Annotated in this window: 18 protein-coding genes; 7 read left to right on the top strand and 11 right to left on the bottom strand. The window is 66.1% G+C overall.

From position 1 onward, the window contains the following. Positions 1-61 precede the first annotated feature (61 nt). On the top strand, positions 62-1,534 hold the full coding sequence (locus ACFVUS_RS30585; RefSeq protein ID WP_387774165.1) for a carboxylesterase/lipase family protein: 1,473 nt from the start codon (positions 62-64) through the stop codon (positions 1,532-1,534). Here the strand turns inward: ACFVUS_RS30585 and ACFVUS_RS30580 are convergent. Then, the gene (locus ACFVUS_RS30580; RefSeq protein WP_387774162.1) at positions 1,506-2,441 is read right to left on the bottom strand and encodes an LLM class flavin-dependent oxidoreductase; all 936 of its coding nucleotides are present in this window, start codon (positions 2,439-2,441) and stop codon (positions 1,506-1,508) included. The genes ACFVUS_RS30585 and ACFVUS_RS30580 overlap by 29 nt on opposite strands. Before the next feature lie 185 nt (positions 2,442-2,626). Between ACFVUS_RS30580 and ACFVUS_RS30575 the strand changes: the two genes are divergently transcribed. The 6 genes from ACFVUS_RS30575 (at position 2,627) to ACFVUS_RS30550 (ending at position 8,576) form a co-directional block, all read left to right on the top strand. Further along, the gene (locus tag ACFVUS_RS30575) at positions 2,627-2,998 is read left to right on the top strand and encodes a YciI family protein (protein ID WP_387774759.1); all 372 of its coding nucleotides are present in this window, start codon (positions 2,627-2,629) and stop codon (positions 2,996-2,998) included. Beyond that, positions 2,995-3,342 (top strand): YciI family protein, encoded by a 348-nt coding sequence (locus ACFVUS_RS30570; RefSeq protein WP_387774159.1) that lies wholly within the window; start codon positions 2,995-2,997, stop codon positions 3,340-3,342. The genes ACFVUS_RS30575 and ACFVUS_RS30570 overlap by 4 nt, the downstream gene beginning before the upstream one ends. Beyond that, the gene (locus ACFVUS_RS30565; RefSeq protein ID WP_387774156.1) at positions 3,342-4,589 is read left to right on the top strand and encodes an RNA polymerase sigma factor; all 1,248 of its coding nucleotides are present in this window, start codon (positions 3,342-3,344) and stop codon (positions 4,587-4,589) included. The genes ACFVUS_RS30570 and ACFVUS_RS30565 overlap by 1 nt, the downstream gene beginning before the upstream one ends. 109 nt (positions 4,590-4,698) lie before the next feature. Beyond that, positions 4,699-5,580: a cyclopropane mycolic acid synthase family methyltransferase gene (locus ACFVUS_RS30560; protein ID WP_387774153.1), complete on the top strand. Its 882-nt coding sequence runs from the start codon at positions 4,699-4,701 to the stop codon at positions 5,578-5,580. A 239-nt stretch (positions 5,581-5,819) separates the two neighbouring features. Continuing rightward, on the top strand, positions 5,820-7,058 hold the full coding sequence (locus ACFVUS_RS30555; RefSeq protein ID WP_387774150.1) for a DUF1254 domain-containing protein: 1,239 nt from the start codon (positions 5,820-5,822) through the stop codon (positions 7,056-7,058). Positions 7,059-7,124: 66 nt separating this feature from the next. Then, the gene (locus tag ACFVUS_RS30550) at positions 7,125-8,576 is read left to right on the top strand and encodes a DUF1254 domain-containing protein (protein ID WP_387774147.1); all 1,452 of its coding nucleotides are present in this window, start codon (positions 7,125-7,127) and stop codon (positions 8,574-8,576) included. Between the two features lie 21 nt (positions 8,577-8,597). Here the strand turns inward: ACFVUS_RS30550 and ACFVUS_RS30545 are convergent, their stop codons facing one another. The 10 genes from ACFVUS_RS30545 to ACFVUS_RS30500 all read right to left on the bottom strand — a co-directional run bounded on the left by ACFVUS_RS30545 (position 8,598) and on the right by ACFVUS_RS30500 (position 22,156). After that, on the bottom strand, positions 8,598-9,035 hold the full coding sequence (locus tag ACFVUS_RS30545) for a carboxymuconolactone decarboxylase family protein (protein ID WP_387774144.1): 438 nt from the start codon (positions 9,033-9,035) through the stop codon (positions 8,598-8,600). A gap of 123 nt (positions 9,036-9,158) precedes the next feature. Further along, positions 9,159-9,875 (bottom strand): hypothetical protein, encoded by a 717-nt coding sequence (locus ACFVUS_RS30540; RefSeq protein ID WP_387774141.1) that lies wholly within the window; start codon positions 9,873-9,875, stop codon positions 9,159-9,161. Positions 9,876-10,002: 127 nt separating this feature from the next. Next, positions 10,003-15,483: a carboxyl transferase domain-containing protein gene (locus ACFVUS_RS30535; protein WP_387774138.1), complete on the bottom strand. Its 5,481-nt coding sequence runs from the start codon at positions 15,481-15,483 to the stop codon at positions 10,003-10,005. A 44-nt stretch (positions 15,484-15,527) separates the two neighbouring features. Beyond that, positions 15,528-15,962: a hypothetical protein gene (locus ACFVUS_RS30530; protein WP_387774135.1), complete on the bottom strand. Its 435-nt coding sequence runs from the start codon at positions 15,960-15,962 to the stop codon at positions 15,528-15,530. 38 nt (positions 15,963-16,000) lie between these two features. Next, the gene (locus ACFVUS_RS30525) at positions 16,001-16,534 is read right to left on the bottom strand and encodes a TetR/AcrR family transcriptional regulator (RefSeq protein ID WP_387774133.1); all 534 of its coding nucleotides are present in this window, start codon (positions 16,532-16,534) and stop codon (positions 16,001-16,003) included. Positions 16,535-16,595: 61 nt separating this feature from the next. Continuing rightward, on the bottom strand, positions 16,596-17,345 hold the full coding sequence (locus ACFVUS_RS30520; RefSeq protein WP_387774130.1) for a thioesterase II family protein: 750 nt from the start codon (positions 17,343-17,345) through the stop codon (positions 16,596-16,598). Further along, complete coding sequence (locus tag ACFVUS_RS30515; protein WP_387774127.1) at positions 17,342-17,851, bottom strand: DUF2505 domain-containing protein; 510 nt, start codon at positions 17,849-17,851, stop codon at positions 17,342-17,344. Before ACFVUS_RS30515 ends, ACFVUS_RS30520 begins: the two co-directional genes overlap by 4 nt. Positions 17,852-17,900: 49 nt before the next feature. Further along, entirely contained in the window at positions 17,901-20,090 is a 2,190-nt protein-coding gene (locus ACFVUS_RS30510) for an MMPL family transporter (RefSeq protein WP_387774124.1), read from the bottom strand. Positions 20,091-20,117: 27 nt separating this feature from the next. Beyond that, a complete protein-coding gene (locus ACFVUS_RS30505) occupies positions 20,118-21,554 on the bottom strand; it encodes an MFS transporter (protein ID WP_387774121.1) in 1,437 nt (478 codons plus the stop codon). Between the two features lie 74 nt (positions 21,555-21,628). Further along, positions 21,629-22,156: a TetR/AcrR family transcriptional regulator gene (locus ACFVUS_RS30500; RefSeq protein WP_387774118.1), complete on the bottom strand. Its 528-nt coding sequence runs from the start codon at positions 22,154-22,156 to the stop codon at positions 21,629-21,631. Between the last annotated feature and the right edge of the window lie 5 nt (positions 22,157-22,161).

The raw sequence follows: 22,161 nt of genomic DNA, 5'->3' as shown, positions 1-22,161 counted from the left end.
ACCTCGCAACAGCGCCCGCGATGCTGACCTTTGATTTCAGTTGACGATCCGGGGCGGTGCGATGGACGACCGATTGGTAGTCGAGACGACCGAGGGCGCGGTGCGTGGCGTCGCCGACGACGGGAATGGGCGCTGCTTTCGTGGCATTCCGTTCGCGATGCCGCCGGTGGGCGACCTTCGGTTCCAACCGCCACAACCCGCACCGGGCTGGTCCGATATCCGTTCGGCCGAACACTATTCACCGGCTCCGGCACAGGGATCGGGAGGCCTGGCCGGTGACGGAGGGTCGACGTTTCCCACCTTTCCGACCGCGGCAATCACCACGACGTCGGAAGACTGCCTGTATCTGAACGTGTGGACTCCGGCGGCGAGCAGCGAACCGCTCCCGGTGGTGGTGTGGATCTTCGGGGGCGGCCTGGAGGCGGGTTCGGCCAATCCGCCGTACAGCGATGGCTCCGCCCTGTCCCGCCTCACGGGTGCGGTCGTGGTGACGATCAACTACCGGCTCGCCGCCCTCGGCCACCTCTTCTTGGAAGGGTGGTCGTCGAATCTCGCGCTCCAGGACCAGGTTTGCGCGCTCGGCTGGGTGAAGCGCAATATCGAGCGGTTCGGCGGCGATCCGGACAACATCATCGTGGCCGGGCAGTCCGCGGGCGCGTTCTCGATCGGCACGCTGCTCGGTATGCCGAGTGCTCGCGGCCTGTTCGCGAAAGCCATCCTGCACAGCGGAAATGCCTCACGCGTTATCGACCGGCCCGTGGCGGCCGCCATGGCGGCCGACCTGCTCGATGCGCTGCGTGTCGACGAACCCGAGCAACTTCGGACCGTGCCACTGCGGTCGATTCTCGAATTGCAGGGCACGGTCGTGTCCGGGGATATCGGCGAGCGCAACCTGCCGGGTGGGCGGGCCTGGGGCACCGTCGTGGACGGCACCGTGGTCCCGGTGCACCCGTTGCACGCGATCACCGGGGATGTTCCGCTGTTGGTCGGAGCCACCCGCGACGAGGTGCGAATATTCCGCCTGCTCGCCGGTGATGCCTTCGCGATTCCCATGCCGCGGGTCCACGATGAAATGCGCCGGATCGGCGTCACCGATCCGGCGGCCCTGGCCGATGCCTACATCGCCCGAATCGGCTCCGGTGATCCGGCGGACGTTCGAGTCGCTTTCCTTAGCGACGCCGTTTATCGCAGACCCGCGATCGATCTGGTCCGAGCCCAGCTCGCGGCGGGCGGGACCGCCCACCACTTCCTGCTCGAGGACGAACCGTGTGGCTCGCGAATGGGCGCATTCCACGGCTCGGACCTGCTCTTCATCTTCGACAAACTGGCCCAGGTCGACGCTGCCACCCCGGCGCACCTGGCCGTGCGGACCACACTGGTCGACGCCTGGAAAGCCTTCCTCTGGAAGGGCGATCCGGGCTGGACGCCGTGGCAGCCCGGGGCTCCGAGTTCGCGCGCCATCGGCGGGACGAACGACATGGTGATCGAACCTCCCGCCGACGAGGTCAGAAGGTGCTGGCCGGAACGGGGTTGAGCGGCGCCGTCAGATCGAGCGTATCGGCAAGTGCGCCAAGCAATTCCACCTGGCGTTCGGGGTGGACGGCTGCCAGGTTGAGGGTGAGGTGCATCTCGTCGGCGCCGGCGGCCTGGGCTCGCGCGAGGTCGGCGCAGATGGTGTCGGTGAAAACGGTTGGGGTGGCGGGTTGGCCGCCGGGGTAGGACTGAAGGGTGTTGAGGATTACCGGGCCTGGGCCGCCCGCGTCGCGGTACCAGGCGATTCTGGTGGGGGTTTCGTTCCAGTCCAGGGCGACGGTGATGAAGCCGTCGGCGAGGGTGGCGGCGCGTTCGATGGTGGAGCGGACCATCGCGCCGAAGTAGAGGGGGATCGAGTCTGCCCACGGTTTCGGGCCGACCGTCGAGCGCGGGATGTGATAGCGGGTGCCGTGGAATTCGACCGGGTCGGGGGCCCAGCAGGCGCGCAGGGCGGCGACGTGTTCGATGAAGCCCGCGCCGCGGTGGGTGCGCGGGATGCCCGCTGCGGCGAACTCTTCGGGGATCATCCAGGAGGCGTCTTCCGCGCCTCCGCCGCCCTGGCCGATACCGGCTTCGAGGCGGCCTCGGGAGAGTCGGTCGAGGGTGGCGAGGCGGCGAGCGAGGATGATCGGGGGCTGGAAGAGCGAGTTCACCACGCCGGTCGTCAGGCGAATTCGGTTGGTGCGAGCGGCGGCCCAGGTCAGGACTTCCAGGGGATCCCAGACGTAGGACTCGGGCAGGCCGTCTTTGAGGCTGGTGGTCGGGTCGACCGGCAGCAGCAGGCGCTCGTTGACCGAGAGCGCGTGGAAGCCGAAGCGTTCGGCTGCCTGGGCGACCAGGGCGATGGCCTCGGGTCCGGCGTGCGGGCCGAAGCTCGGCAGGCCGATGCCGATACGAGGGAGGGTCATGGTGGTTCTCCGGTTCATCCGCGGGTGCCGGGTGCGGCACGCTCACCAGGTGGTCGGAGCGGGCTCGTGAAATTTGCGGCGAGATCGCGTGCTCGGGATGTCAAGATCGAGTGGGCTGCTCCGACTCATGGGTGAGCGGCGCCGTCGGGGCATCGCATCGGCCAGGAGGAAACATCGTGAAATTCATGCTGATCATGCATTCGAACCCGTTGATCTGGGACGCGCTCACCGATGCCGAGCGCAATGAGGTGATGAGCGGGCACGGGGCGTTCATGGATACGATCCGGGAATCCGGGGAGATGCTCGGGACCGCGGCGCTGGCCGATGTCTCCGAGAGTGTTGTGGTGAGTGTCCGCAACGGTGCGCGGACGGTGACGGACGGGCCGTATCTCGAGGCCAAGGAGTACCTGGGCGGGTACTACCTGGTCGAGTGTGAGAGCCGCGAACGTGCGCTGGAGTTGGCGGGGATGATCCCCGACGCCAAGGTCGAGGGGCTTGGGATCGAGGTGCGGCGGGTGGTGTTCGCCAGCGATCGCGGTGATCTGGATACACCGTGAAGTTCCTGCTGAACATCTATCTCGAGGAGTCGGGTTCGCAAGTGGCGCATAGCCATTCGGCGGATGCGGCGGCATTCGCCGACAATCTGCGGCAGTCCGGGGAGCTCGTCGACGGGCAGGTGTTCGCCGATCCGTCGACATATACGGTGCTGCGGATCAGGAATGGGGAACCGGTGCTCACCGAGGGGCCGTACCTCGCGTCGGGGGTCGCTGCGAGCAGTTACTACGTGCTCGATTGCGACGACCTCGCTCGGGCGGTGGAGCTCGCAGCACGTTATCCCGCAACGCGATTCGACGCGGTGGAGATACGGCCGCTGATGACACCCGCCGGTTGGGAGATGTGATGGTAGCCCCCGAGGACCTGGGAAATCGGTTGCGCGAGTTGGCACCCCAGGTTCTCGGGGCGCTGCTGCGACGCTACGAGGCGTTCGACACCTGCGAGGACGCGGTGCAGGAGGCGTTGCTGGCGGCGGTGCGGCAGTGGCCCGTGGATGGAACGCCCGATGACCCGCGCGCCTGGCTGGTCACCGTCGCCTCGCGTCGAGTCGTGGACCATATTCGCAGCGAGGAAGCGCGCCGCCGCCGCGAGGAGGCCGCTGCGGTCCGCGATGGCCCGGAGGCGTATCTCGCTGCGGCACCAGATGATTCGGACCCGAGTAACCGGGACGACACTCTCACCCTGCTATTTCTGTGCTGCCATCCGGCGCTGACCGAATCTTCGCGGATCGCGCTCACCCTGCGGGCGGTGGGCGGCCTCGGGACCGCGGAGGTAGCGCGCGCGTTCCTGGTGCCCGAGGCCACCATGGGTCCGCGAATCAGCCGGGCCAAGCAGCGGATTCGGGCGGCGGGATCCCGCTTCGAAATGCCGACCGGCGAGGAGTACACCGAGCGGCTGGGTGCGGTGCTGCATGTGCTGTACCTGATCTTCAATGAGGGCTATACCGCGAGCTCCGGACCCGAGCTGCGACGCGATGAACTCGCCTCGGAGGCGATCCGGCTGACCCGCTCGGTGCATCTCGCATTGCCCGATGACGGCGAGGTAGCGGGGCTACTGGCATTGATGCTGCTGACCGATGCACGCCGCTCGGCGCGCGTGGATGTCGACGGAGGTCTGGTCCCGCTCGCCGAGCAGGACCGAACCCGTTGGGACACAGCGCGAATCGAGGAGGGCGTGACCCTGGTGAGCGATGCCATGGCGCGCTCGGCGCTCGGCCCGTATCAACTCCAGGCCGCGATCGCGGCGCTGCATGTGCAAGCGCCCCGCGCGCAGGACACCGACTGGTCGCAGATCCGCACGCTTTACAAGATCCTGAATCGCATCGCGCCGAACCCGATGGTGACCCTCAATCACGCGGTCGCCGTGGCGATGACGGACGGACCTCGGGTGGCGCTGGAGCTGCTGGCGGAGTTGGACGCCGATTCGCGCATGGCCGGGCATCATCGACTGCACGCGGTGCGCGCTCATCTGCTGGAGTTGGCGAGCGACGACGCCGCCGCGCGTGCGGCGTATCTGCTCGCCGCCCGGCGTACGACAAGCCTGCCCGAACAGCGATATCTCCTCGACCGGGCGGATCGACTTTCCGAGCATTGAAACGTGATGCAGATCACAGAAATTCACCAAGCGTTTGCGGCGGGCAAACCGACTCGTTGGTAATTGAATTACTCACCGTTTGTCCCACGAATCCGGAGGCAATTCACCCGTGAGCCGTCACACGCCGTTCTTCGACGATATTCAGGCCCATTACGACCTGTCCGACGAGTTCTTCGCACTGTTCCTCGATCCGACCCGCACCTATAGCTGTGCCTACTTCGAGCGGGACGATTACACCCTCGAAGAAGCGCAGCGCGCGAAAGTCGATCTCGCACTGGGTAAATGCGATCTGCGGCCGGGGATGACCCTGCTCGACGTCGGCTGTGGCTGGGGCGCGACCATGCTGCGCGCCCTGGACGCTTACGACGTCAACGTGATCGGGCTGACCCTGAGCCGCAACCAGCACGATTACGTCCAGTCCCAGCTCGACAGCCGCCCGGGCGGCGGCAGGCACGCCGAGGTGCGATTACAGGGCTGGGAAGAATTCGACGGACAGGTCGATCGAATTGTCAGCATCGGAGCGTTCGAGCATTTCCGCAAGGAGCGCTACCCCGACTTTTTCGATTTCGCGTACTCGGCCATGCCCGCCGACGGCCGAATGTTGTTGCACACCATAGTCATGAATACCCAGGGCTATCTGCACGACCGCGGAATCTCCTACACCCGTGACGATGTCGAGTTCCTCAAGTTCATCCGCAAGGAGATCTTCCCCAACGGCTGCCTGCCCTTCCCCGCCAGCCCCGCCTTCAAGGGCGTCAAGGAATACGCCGAAGCAGCCGGATTCGACGTCGAGCGCATGCACGCCCTGCAACCGCATTACGCACGCACACTGGACAATTGGGCCGCCGCCCTACAGGACCACCGCGACGAAGCGATCGCCCTGTGCGGCGTGGAAACCTACGACACCTACATCCGCTACCTCACCGGCTGCGCCGACCGCTTCCGCTCCGGCCTGATCGACGTCGTCCAGTTCACCTGCGCCAAGAGCTGAGAATCGCAGGGTGTCAATTCAAAGCCCCTTCGGCCGCGCTAGGTCGAAGGGGCCGAGGGGGCGGAACGCCGATTCGCCGAGGGTGCCCGCGCAGGGTTCGGTCGAATGCCGGAGCGTCGAACTCACCGGGATCGGGGAGATGAACTCGCAGTCCGCCTGGCATACTGAGTCCGCGCTCCGATTGCTGGAGATGTGCTGGGTCCGTTGACGCCGTTCGATGTGAACTCGGAGGTGATCGTATGGCGATTCCCGACGATCTGGCCAGGGACGCCTACCTGTACGGGTATTCGATCGACGAGGCGTACAAGTTCCTCTACGAGACGACCATCGAACCGGGCATCGAACTCAATCGTTTCCAGTTGCTGCGCGATCTCGCCGATGACACCTACACCGCGCACCCCACCATCAATAACGACACCCTGCACCTGCAGGGATGGTTCGATGTGGGAGCCGAGCCGGTGGTGGTCACCATCCCCGATTTCGATCCCGGCCGCTACTGGATCCTGCACGCCATGGACCTGGGCCATTACACCAACGCCATGATCGGCTCGCGTACCCGCGGCACCGAGGGCGGGCGGTTCCTGTTCGCGAGCAGCACATGGGCCGGCGCGGTGCCATCCGGCATCGACGAGGTCGTGCGCTCGGAATCGGATCTGATCAAGGTCATGGGCCGAATAATGACCACCGGTGGCGACGACCTGGCCATCGCCCGTGATCTACAGGATCGATGGGCGATACAGACGCTGTCGCGATTCCTGGATGTTCCAGGACCGGTGCCGGTTTCTCGTGACTACCCGGATCCGGCTTCGACGAACTGGCTCGGGCGCGTTGATTTCGTGCTCACGCTCGGCGCGATGGCGACCGCCGATGCCGACTGGCTCGCCCGCTACCGTGAGAACGGATTAGGTCCCGGCGCAAAGGATTTCACATCCGAACAGCTGGAGGCCGCAGAGCGCGGACAGCGACTGGGAATGGCTCGCATCCACGAACTCGCCCCGCGGCTGACCAACTCCGAGCAATTGCTGGGCACCCGCGCCGACCTGCAGAACACACCCCGGGATACCTTCGCGATCGGCACCTTCCTCGGCCAGTGGGGTCTGCCCCCGGTCGAATCGGTGTACCTGAAGATCGAGACCGGCTCGGATGGACTGCCGATCAACGGGTCCGGCGGCAAGACCTACCGGGCCCGCTTCCGGCCCCCGCCGGTCAGTGAATTCTGGTCATTCACCGTCTACGGCAATGACGACCGGCTCATGGCACATAACGCCATCAACCGCCACAGTCGCGGCGACCGCACCCTCACCGCCGATTCCGAGGGTTACTACACACTCGAACTCGGCTCCGATGTCAGCACACACGCCGACGACCCGAACTACCTGCCCATCCCGGACAAGGACAGTTACCTGATCCTGCGGATGTACGGCCCGAACCAGGACATACGAGACGGAAAGTACCCGGTACCGGTCTTCGAGGTCTAGGGAGTCGCCATGAATGTGCGCCGGACTGGTCCGCGACCGCCGCGACGCAACCTGTGCCATATCCGGGTGCCAGCGCTGTGTCTTGGACTTGCCATCCTGTTGCTGGGATGCGCGAGCGGCGCGAATGGCGGGAGCGACGATGCCTCGCCGCAGGGTTCGGACACTCGCGCGACGGACGCGAAGTCCGAGCAACAATGGGCCTATTCGGTCGGGATCCAGAACTATGTGTTCGGTCTCCCGCTGACGATCTACGAACGCGAGCGCACCCTGCGGCTCGATCCGGTCGCGTTGGAGAAGGCGAAAGCGTACGCTCCGGCCGCTCCGCTCAACCAGATCGGCCACATGAAAACCCTTGCTACAGCTGACGATACGATGCCTTACACCCCGAACAACGACACCGTGTACAGCGGTGCGCTGCTGGAACTTCGCGATGAGCCGATGATCCTGACCGCCCCGGACATCATGGACCGATACTGGTCGGTCGAGGTCGCCGACACCTACACCAACAATGTGTTCTACATCGGAACCCGGGCGACCGGCGGTAGGGGCGGCGACCACGCCTTCGTCGGACCGAACTGGCACGGTGACCTACCGCCCGGAGTGATCGAACATCGGGTGCCGAACAACAGCGTGATGTTCGCGATCCGCATCGGCGTGCTGCCCGGCGATACCGGCGATCTCGCCGAAGTCAATGCGCTGCAAGAGAAATTCACGCTTACCGCACTATCCAATTGGAGTGACCCAGCCAAACACGGCCGGGCGGCGGTGCCGGATCTGGGCATACGCCCGCACTACGACGGCGATCTCGCGTTCTTCCAAACGGTCGCCGACCTGGCCGCCGAAAATCCCCCGGCACCGGGCAACGAGGCCGCCATCGAGCTGCTCAGCCGCGGCGGAATCACCCTCGGCAAGCCCATGGATGTCAACAACCTCAGCGAGCCGATGCGAAAGGGCTTGGCGCAGGCGGCGATCGACGGACCGCAGGTGATGTCATGGAAGGTGAAATACCGCGGCACCCCCTATCCCACGCGCTGGAACAACCTCGAACCCGGTACCTACGGTGTCAACTATTTCGACCGCGCCGCAGGGTCATTGGAGGGACTGTTCGTTCACGACCGCGACGAAGCCGAGTACTTCAGCACCTACGAAGACGGCGACGCGAACCTGCTCGACGGTGCACAAAAGTATGTGCTGCATTTCGACGCCGACCAGATTCCGCCCACGCTTCCCGGCGGATTCTGGTCGATCACCATGTACGGGGCCGACTTTCAGCTCGTGAAGAACCCGATCGACCGCTATTCCATCGGCGACCGCACCCCCGGCCTGATCAAGAATCCCGACGGCTCCCTCGATATCTACATTCAGAACCAGCAACCGGCGAACCACACCGACAACTGGCTGCCTTCGGCCGCCGACGGGCAGTTCCGGCTGAACTACCGCATCTACCTCCCCGACGCCGACGCGAAGAACCCCGCAACCCTCGGCAAATACCTTCCCCCCATCAAGAAGACCAGCTGAGACTCAACCGGTATTCCTGGTTCACCAGGGCTTGCCGGCCGGCTCTCGGATCGTGTGATTGATCCGGTTGAAGAAATTGGTGATGGCGACGTTCAGGATGATCGAGAAGATTTGCTTGTCGCCGAAGTGGGCGGCGGCGGTCTCCCAGATCTCGTCGGTCACGCCCGGTGAACCGTCCTGGATCCTGGTGGCGGCCTCGGTCAGGTCGAGCGCCGCTCGCTCCGCTTCGGTGAAGTAGGGGGTTTCTCGCCAGGCGATCACGCTGTGCAAGCGTTCCTCGGTCTCGCCCTGCTGTTTCGCGGACTGCACGCCGGAGAGCACGCATGGGCTGCAACCGTTGATTTGGCTGGCGCGCAGGTGGACCAGTTCGAGCAGGAGCGGGTCGACGCCTCCGGCGTGAATCGCCTTCTGGAGGTGTTCGATCCCGGTGAGCAGGTCGAGACTGGCGACGGTCTTCATGCGGGCTTGCGGGGGTTCCACCGCAGCGACTGCGGGTCCGTCCGCGTTATATGTGTGACTCATACATATAACGTACGACCGTGTCTCGAACCTCGTCAAGACACGGTCGTACGGTGGGACGGACTATTTCGCCGGGGCGGGGGTGAAGGGTTCGTTGATCGTGGTGAAGTACTGCACCGCTGCGGCGATGGCGACGGGGGCGGTTATCAGGATCATGCCGCCGACCGCGCCCAGTGCGCCCATGGCCGCGGCACCGGCGAGGCAGCCGACGACCGCGCCCGGGAGGAAGAAGAACAGGCCGCCGATGATGCCGGTGGCGATGCTGGCGCCCGCGCCGACCGCGATGCCGCCGAGTGCGCATCCGACTGCGGCGCCGCCGATTCCGCCGACCAGGGTGCCGATGGTCGCGCCCAGGGCGATGGTGTCCTTCATGCGGTTCCACGCGGCCTGCTCCCGGTCGTAGGGAGTCTTCCACGGTGCGCCGTCCTGATAGGGCAGGGCGACCGGTTGGTAGCTCGCGTGCTGAAGATCGAACAGCGGGGTGAGGGTTGCCGAATTGTCGCGAATGGCCGCGGCAATGGGGAAGACGAAATCGTCTACGCGGAAGGACAATTGAGTTCCGGCGACCACGGCGCCATTGGGCGCCTTGATTTCGAAGACGCCGTCCGCGATATCCATGGAGCCGATATCGGTGGAGATGGTCGCCGAATGATCGGTGGCCGAGGCGTTGTAGTGAATCACGTCACCGACCGATCCGGTCGCCGCGTTCGCCGTCCCGGCCGATACCGCCGATGCCACCGCAACCAGCGCCGCCACCGCCGCATACTTGACCTTGATCATGACGTTCCCCTTCCAACCCCTACTGCTTCGAATTTGCTGAAACATTCAGTGCTTGACAAGGAAACGTTAAGTCTGGGCACACCCGGCCAGGTAGGGACATTTGTCCCCGCCTATTGTGTGATGCCGATTACTCGCGATTTATGGCGGCGGCGATGCGCGGACGGATTTCCGCGGCGGGAATAACCGCATCGACGGAACCTACTTGTACGGCGCGTTGAATACTGTGCACGCCATCGAATTCGGCGGCCAGCGCGGACAGCTGCTCAGCGCGGACCGAGGTGCGCAGTTCGGCGACCTCGGTGAGCAGTTCCGCACGTTTACCGGAGTCGTCGGCGGTCGCGATGCGCTGTTCGACATCGCGGATTCGGGGGTCCTGGTCGGTACGGGCGTCGACGGTGCGCGCGAAAACCACTGCCGCGGCGGGGGCTCCGCCGATGACCGAGGCGAACGAGCCTTCCACCGCCAGCACGGTCATATCGGGGTTGAGCGCCTTGGAGAACACGACGAATGCGCCGCCGTGGTAGCGCGAGATGACGCAGAACACGATTCGGCCTTCGAAATTGACTATGGCGCGGCCGATTTCGGCGCCGTACTCCAATTGCAGGCGTCGCATCGACTCCGGTGAGCCATCGAAGCCGGACAGGTTCGCCAGCACCACGACGGGACGATTGCCGCTGGCCGCGTTGATCGCGCGGGCGACCTTCTTCGAGGACATCGGGAAAAGCGTTCCGGCGGTGAAGGATTCCGGCCCGTCCGCGGGCGGGAAGCCGTGCCGGGCGACGACGACGGATTCGATGCCGATCAGGCAGACCGACCGGCCGTCGATGCGGCCGTCGGCCACCACCGCGGTTTCGGCCTCGGCCATATCGGCCCAGCGCTCGGTGAGCAGGTGGTCCTGATCCGACACCGCCCGCAACACCGCGCGGATCGAGAACGGCTTCTTGCGGTCGGGATTGGTTGCCGCGGCGAAGATCTCACCGACCGTGGTGAAATCACTGTCGGGGTGGCTGTGCGGGAAAACGGTGATATCGCGCCGCACCGGATCGGTGGATTCGGCGCGGCGCGGGCCGGACTCGTCGGCCCGCACGTAGGTGTGCTCGTAGTGACCGATCAGGATCTCGTGCGCGGCAGGCAGATTCGGTGCGAAGTATTGGGCCTGTCCATTGGGGCCCATGACGCGGGCGTAACCGCCGATGCCCAGGTTGTCCTCGGCGGAGACCCCGCCCGAGAAGTCCAGGGACTGTTTGCCGGTCAGCACCATCGCACTGGCCGGGGTCATCACCAGGATGCCCCGGGTGTGCATGAGCATGGTCGCTTCGGCATTCCAGTACGGCTGGGCACCGACATTGATTCCGGCCACGACGATATTGATCTCGCCGCCGCGCTGGGTGAATCGCACGATCGCGCGCAGTACCCGCGCCACCCAGTCCATATTCTCGGTGCCCGACTCCATCGAGATCCGCGCACCGGAGGACAGCGAATACCACTCCAGCGGAATGCCTTCGCGCTGTGCGCGTTCGAGCGCGGCCTCGATGCGGGCGCATTCGGGCTCGCCGAGCGCGCCGAGTTCGCGGTACGGGTCACCGAGCAGTACTACGCGCCGCACGCCCTCAGGGTGCAGCGCGGTCGGCGTGCTGGCCTCTCCGACCACCACACCCGCCGAGTTCCGGCCGCGCGGACGATCCACCGCGACCAGGCCGGTGCCGCTCGAATCCAGATCGAGTTCGGTGAAACCGCCGCCGGGTCCGCGAACCAGATCGATCAGTTCGTACGGGTAGACCGCACCACGACGGCGCACCCGTAGCACCTTCTGGTCGTAATCGCCCAGCGGGGCGAGCGGCGCGGACGGCGGGGCGTCCATGGTCACCTCGGTGCCGCCGGTCAGGTCGTAGCGAAAGCGGGTGACCTGGAACTCGTGCGAGCCGTCGGTGCGGCGAATCCGCCCGTGCACGAGCACTTCCTGAATACCGGCCCGCACGATCTGCGGTGCGGTCGCGTGCAGCCAGTCCGCCAGGGCGGTGGTGTCGATATCGATCACCGGACGGATATCGAGCCAGACGTGATTGAGTTCGAATCGCGTTCCGGCGGGGTCGATATCGCGACGGGTCTGTGCCACCACCTCGGCGCAGGCGTTCAGCACCGTCTCGGCCCCGCGCACGGTGATGATCGCGCCCGCGTCGTCCCGGATCGGCTCGAAGCGCCGGACCTGGGCAAGGGCGACCAGTCGCTCATCGTGCGGGTTGTCCTTGGCCACCGCGTGATACATCAGCACATCGGCCGGTGCGGGCTTGCGCTCGAGCTCGAAATCACGCAGTCGCCACAGGTGCAGGTGCCTGCCGACCAGCGGATGCACACCGCGAATCACGTTGTCCTCCAACAGCTCTCCGGCGCGCCGCCGGAAGGTGAAGTGTTCCAGCGAGTTTCCCTCGGAAGGAGCGAGCGCGACGGTGATGCGCCGGGCATGCGCCGCGAGTCCGGTGTCGCTCAGCGCCTCGAGTAGGCCGCTCGCGCGTTCCTCCACCGAGGCGGGGGCGTACGGCCAGCACAGCAGCAGATCGACCACGTGCACATGGTCCGCGGGCGCGCGGTCGAGCAGGCCGCGCAGTGCGGTCACGAGAGCGCCCGTCGGTCCTTCGCGCAGGTCGCTCATTCGGCCCAGTGTGGCAACGCAGGTGGTCGGCACCGAGTTGTCCGGCCGCAATTCGAGCGCATAGTCGCAGACGGCGAAGGCCCGTCCCGCAATGGTTTCCGCGTACACCGCGCGCAGCCGCTGCTCGCCGTAGCGGCGGCGGCACAGCACTTCCAGGATCGGCTCGGCGGGACCGACCCCGTCCTGCCGCAGCCGCGAAATAACCATGTGGTCCAACGATTCCGCGATATCGGCGATCGCGGTGATCCGCCGTGTGCGTTCGGCCGACTCGGGTGTACCGGCGAGCGACCGCAGTTCAGCGGCGACACCGGCCAGCGCGGCGGCCTGTGCCGCCTGTGCCTCGGGATGCAGGTACCAGCGGAATTCGGCGCTGCGGGCCAGTTCGGCCAGGATCGGCGTGCGTACCGCGCCGACGCGACTCAGCCGTGCGAGTGCGGCCCGAATGGCGGGGCTGTCACCGGGGTGCGGCTCAGCGAGCCATACCTTGAGCACTTCCTGGACGATGCGGGCGCTGTCGTCGAATCGCTTACCCGCCAGAATGATTCGATAGACAGCCTGCTCCAGCTCGGGTGTGCGAGCCGCGCCGTCGACGCCGTAGCGGCCCAGGGCCGCGGCCAACGCGGTCCGGAAGCCCGCCGAGAGCGCTCCGGCACCCGCATCGAGAGTGTGCAGGTAGGTGTGCAGTTGTTCGCGGTGGCTGCGGTGCGAGTCCGGTTCCGGCGCCGGGTCGAACAATTCGGCCAGATCGCAGAAGGCATCGATCAGCGCGGCCTCGGCGGCGAGCGGTGCGCTGTCCTCGGCCACCAGCCGGTTGCGCTCGCGCAGGTACCGCTCCAGCACCGAAACGGATTCGTCGCTGCGATCGAAACCCGTTATCTCTCCGGCCAATTCAGCCAACAGGGACCGTGCGTCCCGGGTGACGGACTCGTCCCGCACCGATGGCGGCAGCAGCAGATCACCGGGCTCGGTCCGCACCTGCGGTGCGCCCTCCCCCACCGGTTCCAGGTGCGCGAGCAGCGTTCCGGTCGTCACCTGACTGCCGACCGAGACCAGCAGCCTGCGCACCCGGGCGTCGAACGGAGCCGGCAGCACCGTCTCCATCTTCATGCTCTCCAGCACCAGCACCGGTGCGCCCGAAGCGATTTCGTCACCCACGCCGACCGGGGTGGCGACCACCAGCGCCGGAGCGGGCGCTCGTACCGCGCCGCCCCCGTCATGGCTGATCCGATGGGCGATACCGTCCACCTCGACCATGCGCACCGCGCCGTGCACGGCGGTGACGATCCGATAGCCATTCTCGCCCACCCGCAACACACAGGAATAGCCGTCGCGGCGCTCGAGTTCGGCGGGAAATCCGCTGTCGCCGATAGTGATCCAGTAGCGGTCGGCCGCGAGCCGGGCCGCGGCCACCCGATATCCGCGACCGCCGAGTTCGACGTCGAGCGCAGGTATCCCCTCATCCAATACCTGCGGTCGCCCGCCGCGACCGGTCTCCCACAGTCTCGTGCGCCGGGACTGCTCATCGCGCTCGTACCCGGCGATGGCGGCAATCGCGAGTGCGATACCCGGCTGCTGGACCGGTGCGAGCGCACCCGCCGCGTGTGCGCGATCGACCCACCTGGTGTCGGCGGTCGCGTCGACGACGGCGGGATCGTCCAGCAGCGACAGCACCAGACTCTTGTTGGTGGCTCCGCCCTCGATCACCACGGTGGTCTCGCTGATCGCGCGGCGCAGGCGTGCGAGCGCCTCGTTCCGATCGCGGCCGTACGCGATGATCTTGGCGATCATGGAGTCGAAATCCGGTGGTATCTCATCACCTTCGACCACGCCGGTATCGATGCGGATGCCGGGTCCGGACGGCCAGCGCAGCAGTTCGATGCGCCCGGGAGCGGGCGCGAAGTCGCGATCGGCGTCTTCGGCATTGAGTCGCGCCTCGATCGCATGCCCGCGCTCGACCGGTCGCGCGCCGGGCAGCGGCAGCCCGGCCGCGACCTCGATCTGGGCCTTGACCAGATCGAAGCCGGTCGTCAATTCGGTGATCGGGTGTTCGACCTGAAGCCTGGTGTTGACCTCGAGGAAGGCGAACAGCCGCTCCTGCGGCTGATAGAGAAACTCCACCGTGGCCGCACCCTGGTAGCCGACGGTCAGTGCCAGTCGTTCGGCCGAATCCTTCACCGTCGCAATCTGTTCCGCGCTCAGCAGTGGTGACGCGGACTCCTCGATGATCTTCTGATTGCGCCGCTGCACCGTGCAGTCGCGCACCCCGAGCGCCCAGGCGGTGCCGTGGCCGTCCGCGATGATCTGCACCTCGATATGCCGCGCGCCCTCGACCAGCCGTTCCAGGAACACCACCCCGCTGCCGAAGGCCCGCTCGGCTTCGGCGCTGGTGCGGGTGTATGCCTCGCGCAGCTCATCGGGCGAGGCCACGATACGAATGCCGCGCCCGCCGCCACCGGCGGTGGCCTTGAGCATCAGCGGGTAGCCGATCTCGGCGGCCGCGGTCAGCGCCGCCTCGGGCGAGGTGACCGGGCCGCGGCTCCACGGCGCGACGGGCACGCCGACGTCCTCGGCCAGCAGTTTCGCGCCGATCTTATCGCCCAGCGACCGCATGGCCGCGGCGCTCGGACCCAGGAATCGCACACCGAGCCGGTCGCACAGTTCCACGAACGCGGGATCCTCGGCCACGAAGCCCCAACCGGCCCATGCCGCATCCGCGCCGGTCTCGGTCAGCGCCCGCTCCAGCACCGCCAGATCCAGGTAGGGCCGCGCCGCGGCCGGACCCAGGTCATACGATTCGTCGGCGGCCCGCACGAATCCCGCGTGTCGTTCACCCTCGGTGTAGAGCGCGATCGTCCGTAGTGGCGCACGATCCCGATGTTCGGAATTGAATTCCCGGACGGCGTGAATCAGGCGGCGGGCCGCCTCCCCACGATTGACGATCGCGATGCGCGTGAACATGGCAGGACTCCAACCGGAAACTTCGGAACGGAAACTCGAGAAAGCTAGCGGCGCAGCAGCGCGACGCCGAGGTTGATCAATCCGCCGGCCAGCGCGACCACACCCAGCCACAGCACAATGACGAACGCATTCGGCTGTGTCCGGCCCGCACCGAGCGCGGACAGGAAGAAGCCGGACGAGACCAGTACGGCCGCAAGGGGAATCAGCAATCGGGTGGCCAGACCGAACCAGCCGGACAGCCGCATGGAATCGGTGAACAGCAGCGTGACCAGTGACAGGATCAACAGCACACCGGCGTGTGCGTGCCCGGCCCGATCGAAGCTCTGCTGGAAAGCGGTTTGGGGCACCTTACCGGTGTCGACCAGGGTGAGAAAATATCCGCCGAATTCCACCGACGGCATAACTATCAAGAGAATTCCGGCGATGCGACGCGTTATGAGGCGTTGCCGTGCACCGGCCGAGCCATCGTCCTCAGTCATATCCAACCTTCATTGTCCGAAATAGCGTGCTTCCCAGGCTATGTGGGCTCGCCCGCGAGCTGGAGTCCCCTTTGGGGGTAGTCGCATACCTCGAAAGTGATATGAATGCGCGACATCAATGTCCGGGTCACCAGGGCGTGCACCTGCGCGATATCGCCTTCCAACAGAAGCAGTAAGCGCGCGCACAATTGCGAAAACCCCTGTGCCGCTGTCGCCCGGACCTCGTCATCGATGCAGGCCACGCTGTAGAGCTGCACCAGAAACCGCGCATTGACGCCGTCGCCCAGCACATTTCGGCAGGCCGCGGCACAGGCGGGTCGATCGGCGGTCGCCGAATCACGCCCGATGATTTCGAGCTGCGTACCCACCTGTTCGAATACATTCTGCGACGCCGCGATGAATAACGCCGTCTTGGAGGGAAACAGCCGGAATACATAGGGCTGGCTGACGCCCGCGCGACGGGCGATGGCGTCGGTCGTCGTCGCCGCGAATCCATTCGCGGCGAATTCCTCGATCGCCGCGCCGGTGATCTGCCGGCGGCGCTCATCGGCCGATAATCGGGTGCGGGTCACCGCTGTTCCTCTCGCGGGCTGTCCTGCCGCTGCCGAAATGTGAGCGGCGAGCGCGCTCGGATCAGATACGGCTGTTGATCACCTGGGCGATGACGGCGGGCTGGGCGTCGAGGTAGAAGTGCGATCCGGGGAAGGTGAGCAGTTCGAAAGCGCCCGTGGTGTGCGCACTCCAGCGTTCGACCTGGGCCGGGGTGACCACCGGGTCCAACTCGCCGGTGAGGGCGATCACCGGGCATTGCAGGGGTTCTGCGGGGGTGTAGTGGTACTTCTCGATCGCGAGGTAGTCGTTGCGGACCGCGGGCAGCACCGCGGCCGCGAGCGCGGGGTCGGTGCGCAGCACGGCCACCGACGCCGGATCGTTTGCCAGACGCTCCATTTCGGCGATCAGCGCGGCGTCACCGGTGTCTGCCAGTCGGTCCGATACCGGTTCGGACGGTGCTGTGCGACCGGAGACGAACAGCGCGGTCAGCTTCTGACCGCGTGCCTCGAGGCGGCGCGCGGTCTCGAACGCGACCGTCGCGCCCATACTGTGGCCGAACAGCGCGAGTTCCCCACCGAGCAGCGGTTCCAGGGCCGCCGTCACCGCATCCGCCAGTTCGATCAGACAGGGAATCAGGCTGTCGCGCAGCCTGTCCCGGCGGCCCGGGTACTGGACGGCATAGACGCCGATCCCGGGGCCGATGTGGTTCGCGAGGGCGCGGTACCCCCCGGCCGCCCCGCCGCCCGGTGGAAAGCACACCAGCGCCGGGCGACCGGGATCGGCCCGGCGCATGCGCCGGGTCCAGTTCGCGAGCGCCTCCTCCGGTATCACACCCGCTCCTGGCGCATCCGCAGCCAGCGCTCGGTGAAGGCGTCCACCGCTCCGGAGTCCTCGATGATGCCCTTGGCGAACGCACCGGCGATCAGCTTGCCCGCCATGGGAATTCCGGATTCGACCGTGACCGAGTACTCCGACAGGCACCCGGTCGCGCCATCGCTCAGCTCGCAGATTCCGGTCAGCGAGCCGACCGCGGCGATACCGCCGCTGATTTCGGCCGTGGCCACCCCGTCCACCAGCGGTGGCCAGTGTTCGGAGTAGTCCAGCCGCAATCCGGACGGCCAGAAGCGCAGCAGTCGCGGGGGAATTCGCTCCGTGACAACCGGTTTGGAGATCGACGCGACCAGCGTTCCGTCATCGTCGTGGTGGATCGACAGCTCGGCGTGCGGGCCGTCGAGCTCTCGTACCCGAGCTTCCCAGTACTCGGCACTGACCAGCGCCTCGTGCAGAACCGCTGCGGGGAAGGAGAACTCGCTGATCATTCGAATCTTCTGCGGCATCGCCACTCCTGTGTCGGCAGACCGAATTCGGTACGGATGGAACGACCGCTCAGACCGAGGCGCTGGCGGCCAGCTCGGGTTTCGCGTCGGGTTCGGGTGCTGCGATATCGCCGTCCGACTCGTGGATGCCGTAGCGGTCGTAGAACCGGCGCAGCGGCCCCGGAGCCCACCAGCTCAGGTGTCCGAGCAGTCGCATAATGGCGGGCACCAGCAGGATTCGGACCACGGTGGCATCGAGCACGATCGCCACGACCATACCGACACCGAACAGAATCATCGTCAGAATCTTGCTGGAGGACATCGCGGCCAGCGGGACACACATCAGCAGCGCCGCGCTGGTGATGAGTCGGCCGGTGCGCTGTACACCCGTTGCCACCGCCGCGGTCGGGTCACCGAGTTTGTCGTATTGTTCGCGCACCCGCGAGAGCAGGAAGACCTCGTAGTCCATCGAGAGCCCGAAGATCAAGGCGAACAACATGATCGGCATATTCGGTTCGATATTGCCGGTGGGCTGGAAGCCCAGCAGATCCGAGAAGTGACCGTCCTGGAACACCCAGACCAGCACACCGAAGGTCGCCGAGAGCGAGAGCAGGTTCATCGCGATCGCCTTGAGCGGCAGCAGTACCGAGCCGAATGCCAGGAACAGCAGCAGATAGGTGGCCACCGCGATGTAGAGCAGCATGCCCGGCAGGGCGTCGCCGAGACTGTTGAGCGTGTCATCGTAGGTCGCGGTCTCGCCGCCGAAGTAGACGGTCGAACCGGGCGGCCTGGGCTGATCCTCCAAGCGGTGCAACAGCTCCCGGCTCGGCTTGGACACCGCCGCGCCGTCGTAGTCGACCGAGATCCGCGCGACGGTGCCGCCGACACCGGTGATCTCGGCGCGGCGCGCACCGGGTACCGCGATCAACCGCTGGGTGTAATCCGACAGTGCGGCTTGCTGTTCCGGCTGATCGGCGGCTCCGGGCAGCTGGATCACCGCGTCGATCGTCTTGGCGCCGCCCGCCGGGAAATCCTTCTCCAGCATGTTGTAGACCTGTCGGCCCTGCGCCGAATCCGGCAGCTGCCGGGCGTCATTCACGCCGAACTCGATGCGCAGCACCGGCGCGGCCAGCACCAGCAGCAGCGCGATGGCTCCGGTGGCGACCAGGATGGGGCGGCGCATGACCGCGCGGGCCAGCCGATCCCAGAATCCGGTGGCGCCGGCGGCCGCCGGGCGCTGCTTCCACAGCGACAGCGCGTTGATCCGGTGCCCCAGCAGAGCCAGCGTGGCGGGCAGGGCGATCAGGGAGAAGAACATCGCCAGCAGCACCACCGCGATGCCGCCGTAGGCCATGGATTTGAGGAAGACGAAGGGGAAGAAGCTCATCGAGGCGAACGCGACCGCCACGGTGATGCCCGAGACCGCGACGGTGCGCCCGGCGGTGGCCAGGGTGCGGCCCACCGCGTCGGCTCCGGTGCGGCCCTGCTCCATCTCCTCGCGGAATCGGCTGACGATGAACAGGCCGTAATCGATGGCGACGGCCAGGCCGATGATCGTCACCAAACTCATCGCGAAAACCGAGATGTCGGTGAATTGCGCGAAGATCCGCAGTACCGCCATCGACCCCAGGATCGACAGGCCACCGACCGCGAGCGGCAGGCTGGCGGCCACGAATCCGCCGAAGACGATGACCAGCAGGATGAACAGCACCGGGAAGGACAGCCCTTCGGCCATGCCCAGGTCCTTGCCCACCTGGTCCCCCGCCTCGTATCCGGCGGGCGTATTGCCGCCGCGGAAGGTCTCCAGGCCGGGCGCGGACAGCTTGTCCTTGATCTTCAGGTAGCTGTCCTGTTTGGCGTTGTCGTCACCGCCGACGAAGTTCAGCAGCACGTAGGTGGCGTGCCGGTCATGGCTGACCAGTTCGGTCAGGCCCGAGCGCCAGAAGTCGACCGATCCGGTGACCGCCGAATCCGGCAGTGCGGTAAGCACATTCTCGACCGAGCTGCGGAATCCGGCGTCGTCGACGGTGCGATCCGCGCTGCGGTAGACGATCACCGCGTCCGGACTGCGCTGTGCGAAGGATTTGTCGGCCAGCTCGGCGGCGTGGCGACTTTCCGAGCCGCGCGCCTCGAAACCGTTCGGCACCATATCGCCGAATACGCCCAGGCCGTAGCCGCCGGACAGGATCGCGATCACGGCCGAGACGAACAGCACGGCGAGTCGGCGTCGGTGGACGAAATGACCTAATCGTTCCAACATGGCATTACCCCTTTCGGGCGTGAAAGATCAACGAGCCGTGGACTTTTCGATCTCAGTTAGATCGGACTCGACGAGATCGGCGGCCTCCGTAGTGGCCGGGCGACGCGGCAGCAGCAGCGCGATCAGCGTCGACACGGCCAGGAAGGCGCAGGCCCACCACAGCGTGGGCAGGTACCCCGCGGTGAACGAGTCGCGATCGGCGTAGCTGCCGTGCGCGGCGAAAACCGCACCGAGAACAGCGATTCCGAGCACGGTGCCGAAATAGCGCACCGCGCTTGACAATCCGGAGGCCACCCCTTCGTACTGCGGGGCGACGTATTCCAGCGCCAGCCGCGCGATCGGCGGGAAGAACAGGCCCATGCCCGCACCGCTGATGACGAAGGCCGGGACCAGGACCGCGTAGGAGACATCGGCGGAGGTGACCGCGGCCAGCCAGCCGAGTCCGATCGCCTGGAGCGCGAGACCGGCGATCAGCAACGGTTTACCGCCGACGCGATCGATCAGCACGCCCGCGATCGGCGCGGTGAGGGTCGGGACGGCGGTCCAGGCCAGGGTGTGCACGCCCGCCGACAGCGCCGAATAGTGCTGCACCGTCTGCAGGAACTGCACCAGGAAGAAGACCGCGCCGAACATGCCGACCGCCATGCCGAGTCCGGCCAGCAGGGTGAGACAGAAACCGCGGCTGGTGAACAGCACCGGCGGCACCATCGGTTCGGAGGCGCGATTGATCCAGACCACGAACAGGATCAGCAGCAGCGCTCCGGCCAGCAGCGGGCCCAGGACAGCGGTACTCGTCCAGCCGTGATCGTTGCCGCGGATCAGGCCGAAGACGATTCCGAACAGGCTGGCGGCGATCAAGGTATTACCCACCAGGTCGAGGCGGGTATCGGGACCGAAGCTCTCGCCCAGCGCACCGACGGCGAGCGGAATGAGCACCGCGCCGATCGGGACATTGATCCAGAAGATCCATTCCCACGACGCGCTATTGGTGATCGCACCGCCCACGACCGGACCCAGTCCGACCGCCAAACCGCTTACCGCACTCCACATTCCAATGGCCGCGCCGCGCTTGGCATTCGGCACCGCCTGGATCAGCACGGTCAGGGTGAGCGGGATGACGATGGCCGCGCCCAGACCCTGCACCGCTCGCGCGGCGATCAGCATCTCGATGGAGGAGGAGAGCGCGCAGGCCGCCGAGGCCGCGGTGAAGATGATCAGACCCGCGATGAACAGGCGCTTGCGGCCGAACCGATCACCGAGTGACGCACCGGCGAGTAGCAGAACCGCTTCGGTCAACGTGTAGGAATTGATAATCCACTGCAGGCCGTCGAGGCCCGTGTGCAGTTCGGTCCGAATTGTCGGCAGGGCATTGAAGACCACAAGATTGTCGAGAGAAACCATGAAGATGGCGATTCCGCTGACCACGAAGGTCCCCAACACGCGACGATTGTCCGTGTTTGTCATCGGTATTTCCTTGTGAGGATATTTCGCGTGTCACATGAATACGGATACGCCAGGAACCTACCGAGAATCGAACACTATTCGGCGGCGGGCGGTTCCAGCAGATCCAGATCCAGCGCGCTCGTGACATTGAGCAGCATGCCCTGCGCCATGAAGTCCAGCGCACCACCGGAATCGGTGCCGAACAGGTCACGAACGAGCTGGTAGAGGCGATGGAAGCGGTCTCGGGCCAGATCGCGAATCTCGTCGTCGAGGCCCGCGGCGGCGTATACCTGCAATTGGAATACCAGCGATTGGCGATCGCTCAACATCTCGATATAGGCGTCCGCCATCGCGTCCCAGCGGTCGGCTTCCCCGCTCTGCGCGGCCGCCGAGCGGAAGACCACCTCGACCGCGTCGAACGCGTGATTCGTCGCGGCGAGGAAGATGGACTTCTTGGTCGGGAACAATCGGAAGAGATAGGCCTGCGAAATCTCGGCCCGCCGGGCGATCGACTCCGTTGACGTCGCCGCAAAGCCACCGGTGGCGAATTCGGAAATAGCCGCGGCCAGCACCTGTTCGCGCCGCGCGGCCGCCGACATTCGCACTCGAGCCGATGAACTCATGCCGC

The organism is Nocardia sp. NPDC058058 (assembly GCF_042885355.1).
Classification (GTDB): domain Bacteria; phylum Actinomycetota; class Actinomycetes; order Mycobacteriales; family Mycobacteriaceae; genus Nocardia.
This window is presented reverse-complemented; position numbering and strand designations above follow the sequence as displayed.

Excerpts from the sequence above, each read along its gene's own strand:
- ACFVUS_RS30585 (WP_387774165.1), top strand. The coding sequence starts at position 62 with ATGGACGACCGATTGGTAGTCGAGACGACCGAGGGCGCGGTGCGTGGC.
- ACFVUS_RS30580 (WP_387774162.1), bottom strand. The coding sequence starts at position 2,441 with ATGACCCTCCCTCGTATCGGCATCGGCCTGCCGAGCTTCGGCCCGCAC.
- ACFVUS_RS30575 (WP_387774759.1), top strand. The coding sequence starts at position 2,627 with ATGCTGATCATGCATTCGAACCCGTTGATCTGGGACGCGCTCACCGAT.
- ACFVUS_RS30565 (WP_387774156.1), top strand. The coding sequence starts at position 3,342 with ATGGTAGCCCCCGAGGACCTGGGAAATCGGTTGCGCGAGTTGGCACCC.
- ACFVUS_RS30555 (WP_387774150.1), top strand. The coding sequence starts at position 5,820 with ATGGCGATTCCCGACGATCTGGCCAGGGACGCCTACCTGTACGGGTAT.
- ACFVUS_RS30545 (WP_387774144.1), bottom strand. The coding sequence starts at position 9,035 with ATGAAGACCGTCGCCAGTCTCGACCTGCTCACCGGGATCGAACACCTC.
- ACFVUS_RS30540 (WP_387774141.1), bottom strand. The coding sequence starts at position 9,875 with ATGATCAAGGTCAAGTATGCGGCGGTGGCGGCGCTGGTTGCGGTGGCA.
- ACFVUS_RS30535 (WP_387774138.1), bottom strand. The coding sequence starts at position 15,483 with ATGTTCACGCGCATCGCGATCGTCAATCGTGGGGAGGCGGCCCGCCGC.
- ACFVUS_RS30530 (WP_387774135.1), bottom strand. The coding sequence starts at position 15,962 with ATGACTGAGGACGATGGCTCGGCCGGTGCACGGCAACGCCTCATAACG.
- ACFVUS_RS30515 (WP_387774127.1), bottom strand. The coding sequence starts at position 17,851 with ATGCCGCAGAAGATTCGAATGATCAGCGAGTTCTCCTTCCCCGCAGCG.
- ACFVUS_RS30510 (WP_387774124.1), bottom strand. The coding sequence starts at position 20,090 with ATGTTGGAACGATTAGGTCATTTCGTCCACCGACGCCGACTCGCCGTG.
- ACFVUS_RS30505 (WP_387774121.1), bottom strand. The coding sequence starts at position 21,554 with ATGACAAACACGGACAATCGTCGCGTGTTGGGGACCTTCGTGGTCAGC.
- ACFVUS_RS30500 (WP_387774118.1), bottom strand. The coding sequence starts at position 22,156 with ATGAGTTCATCGGCTCGAGTGCGAATGTCGGCGGCCGCGCGGCGCGAA.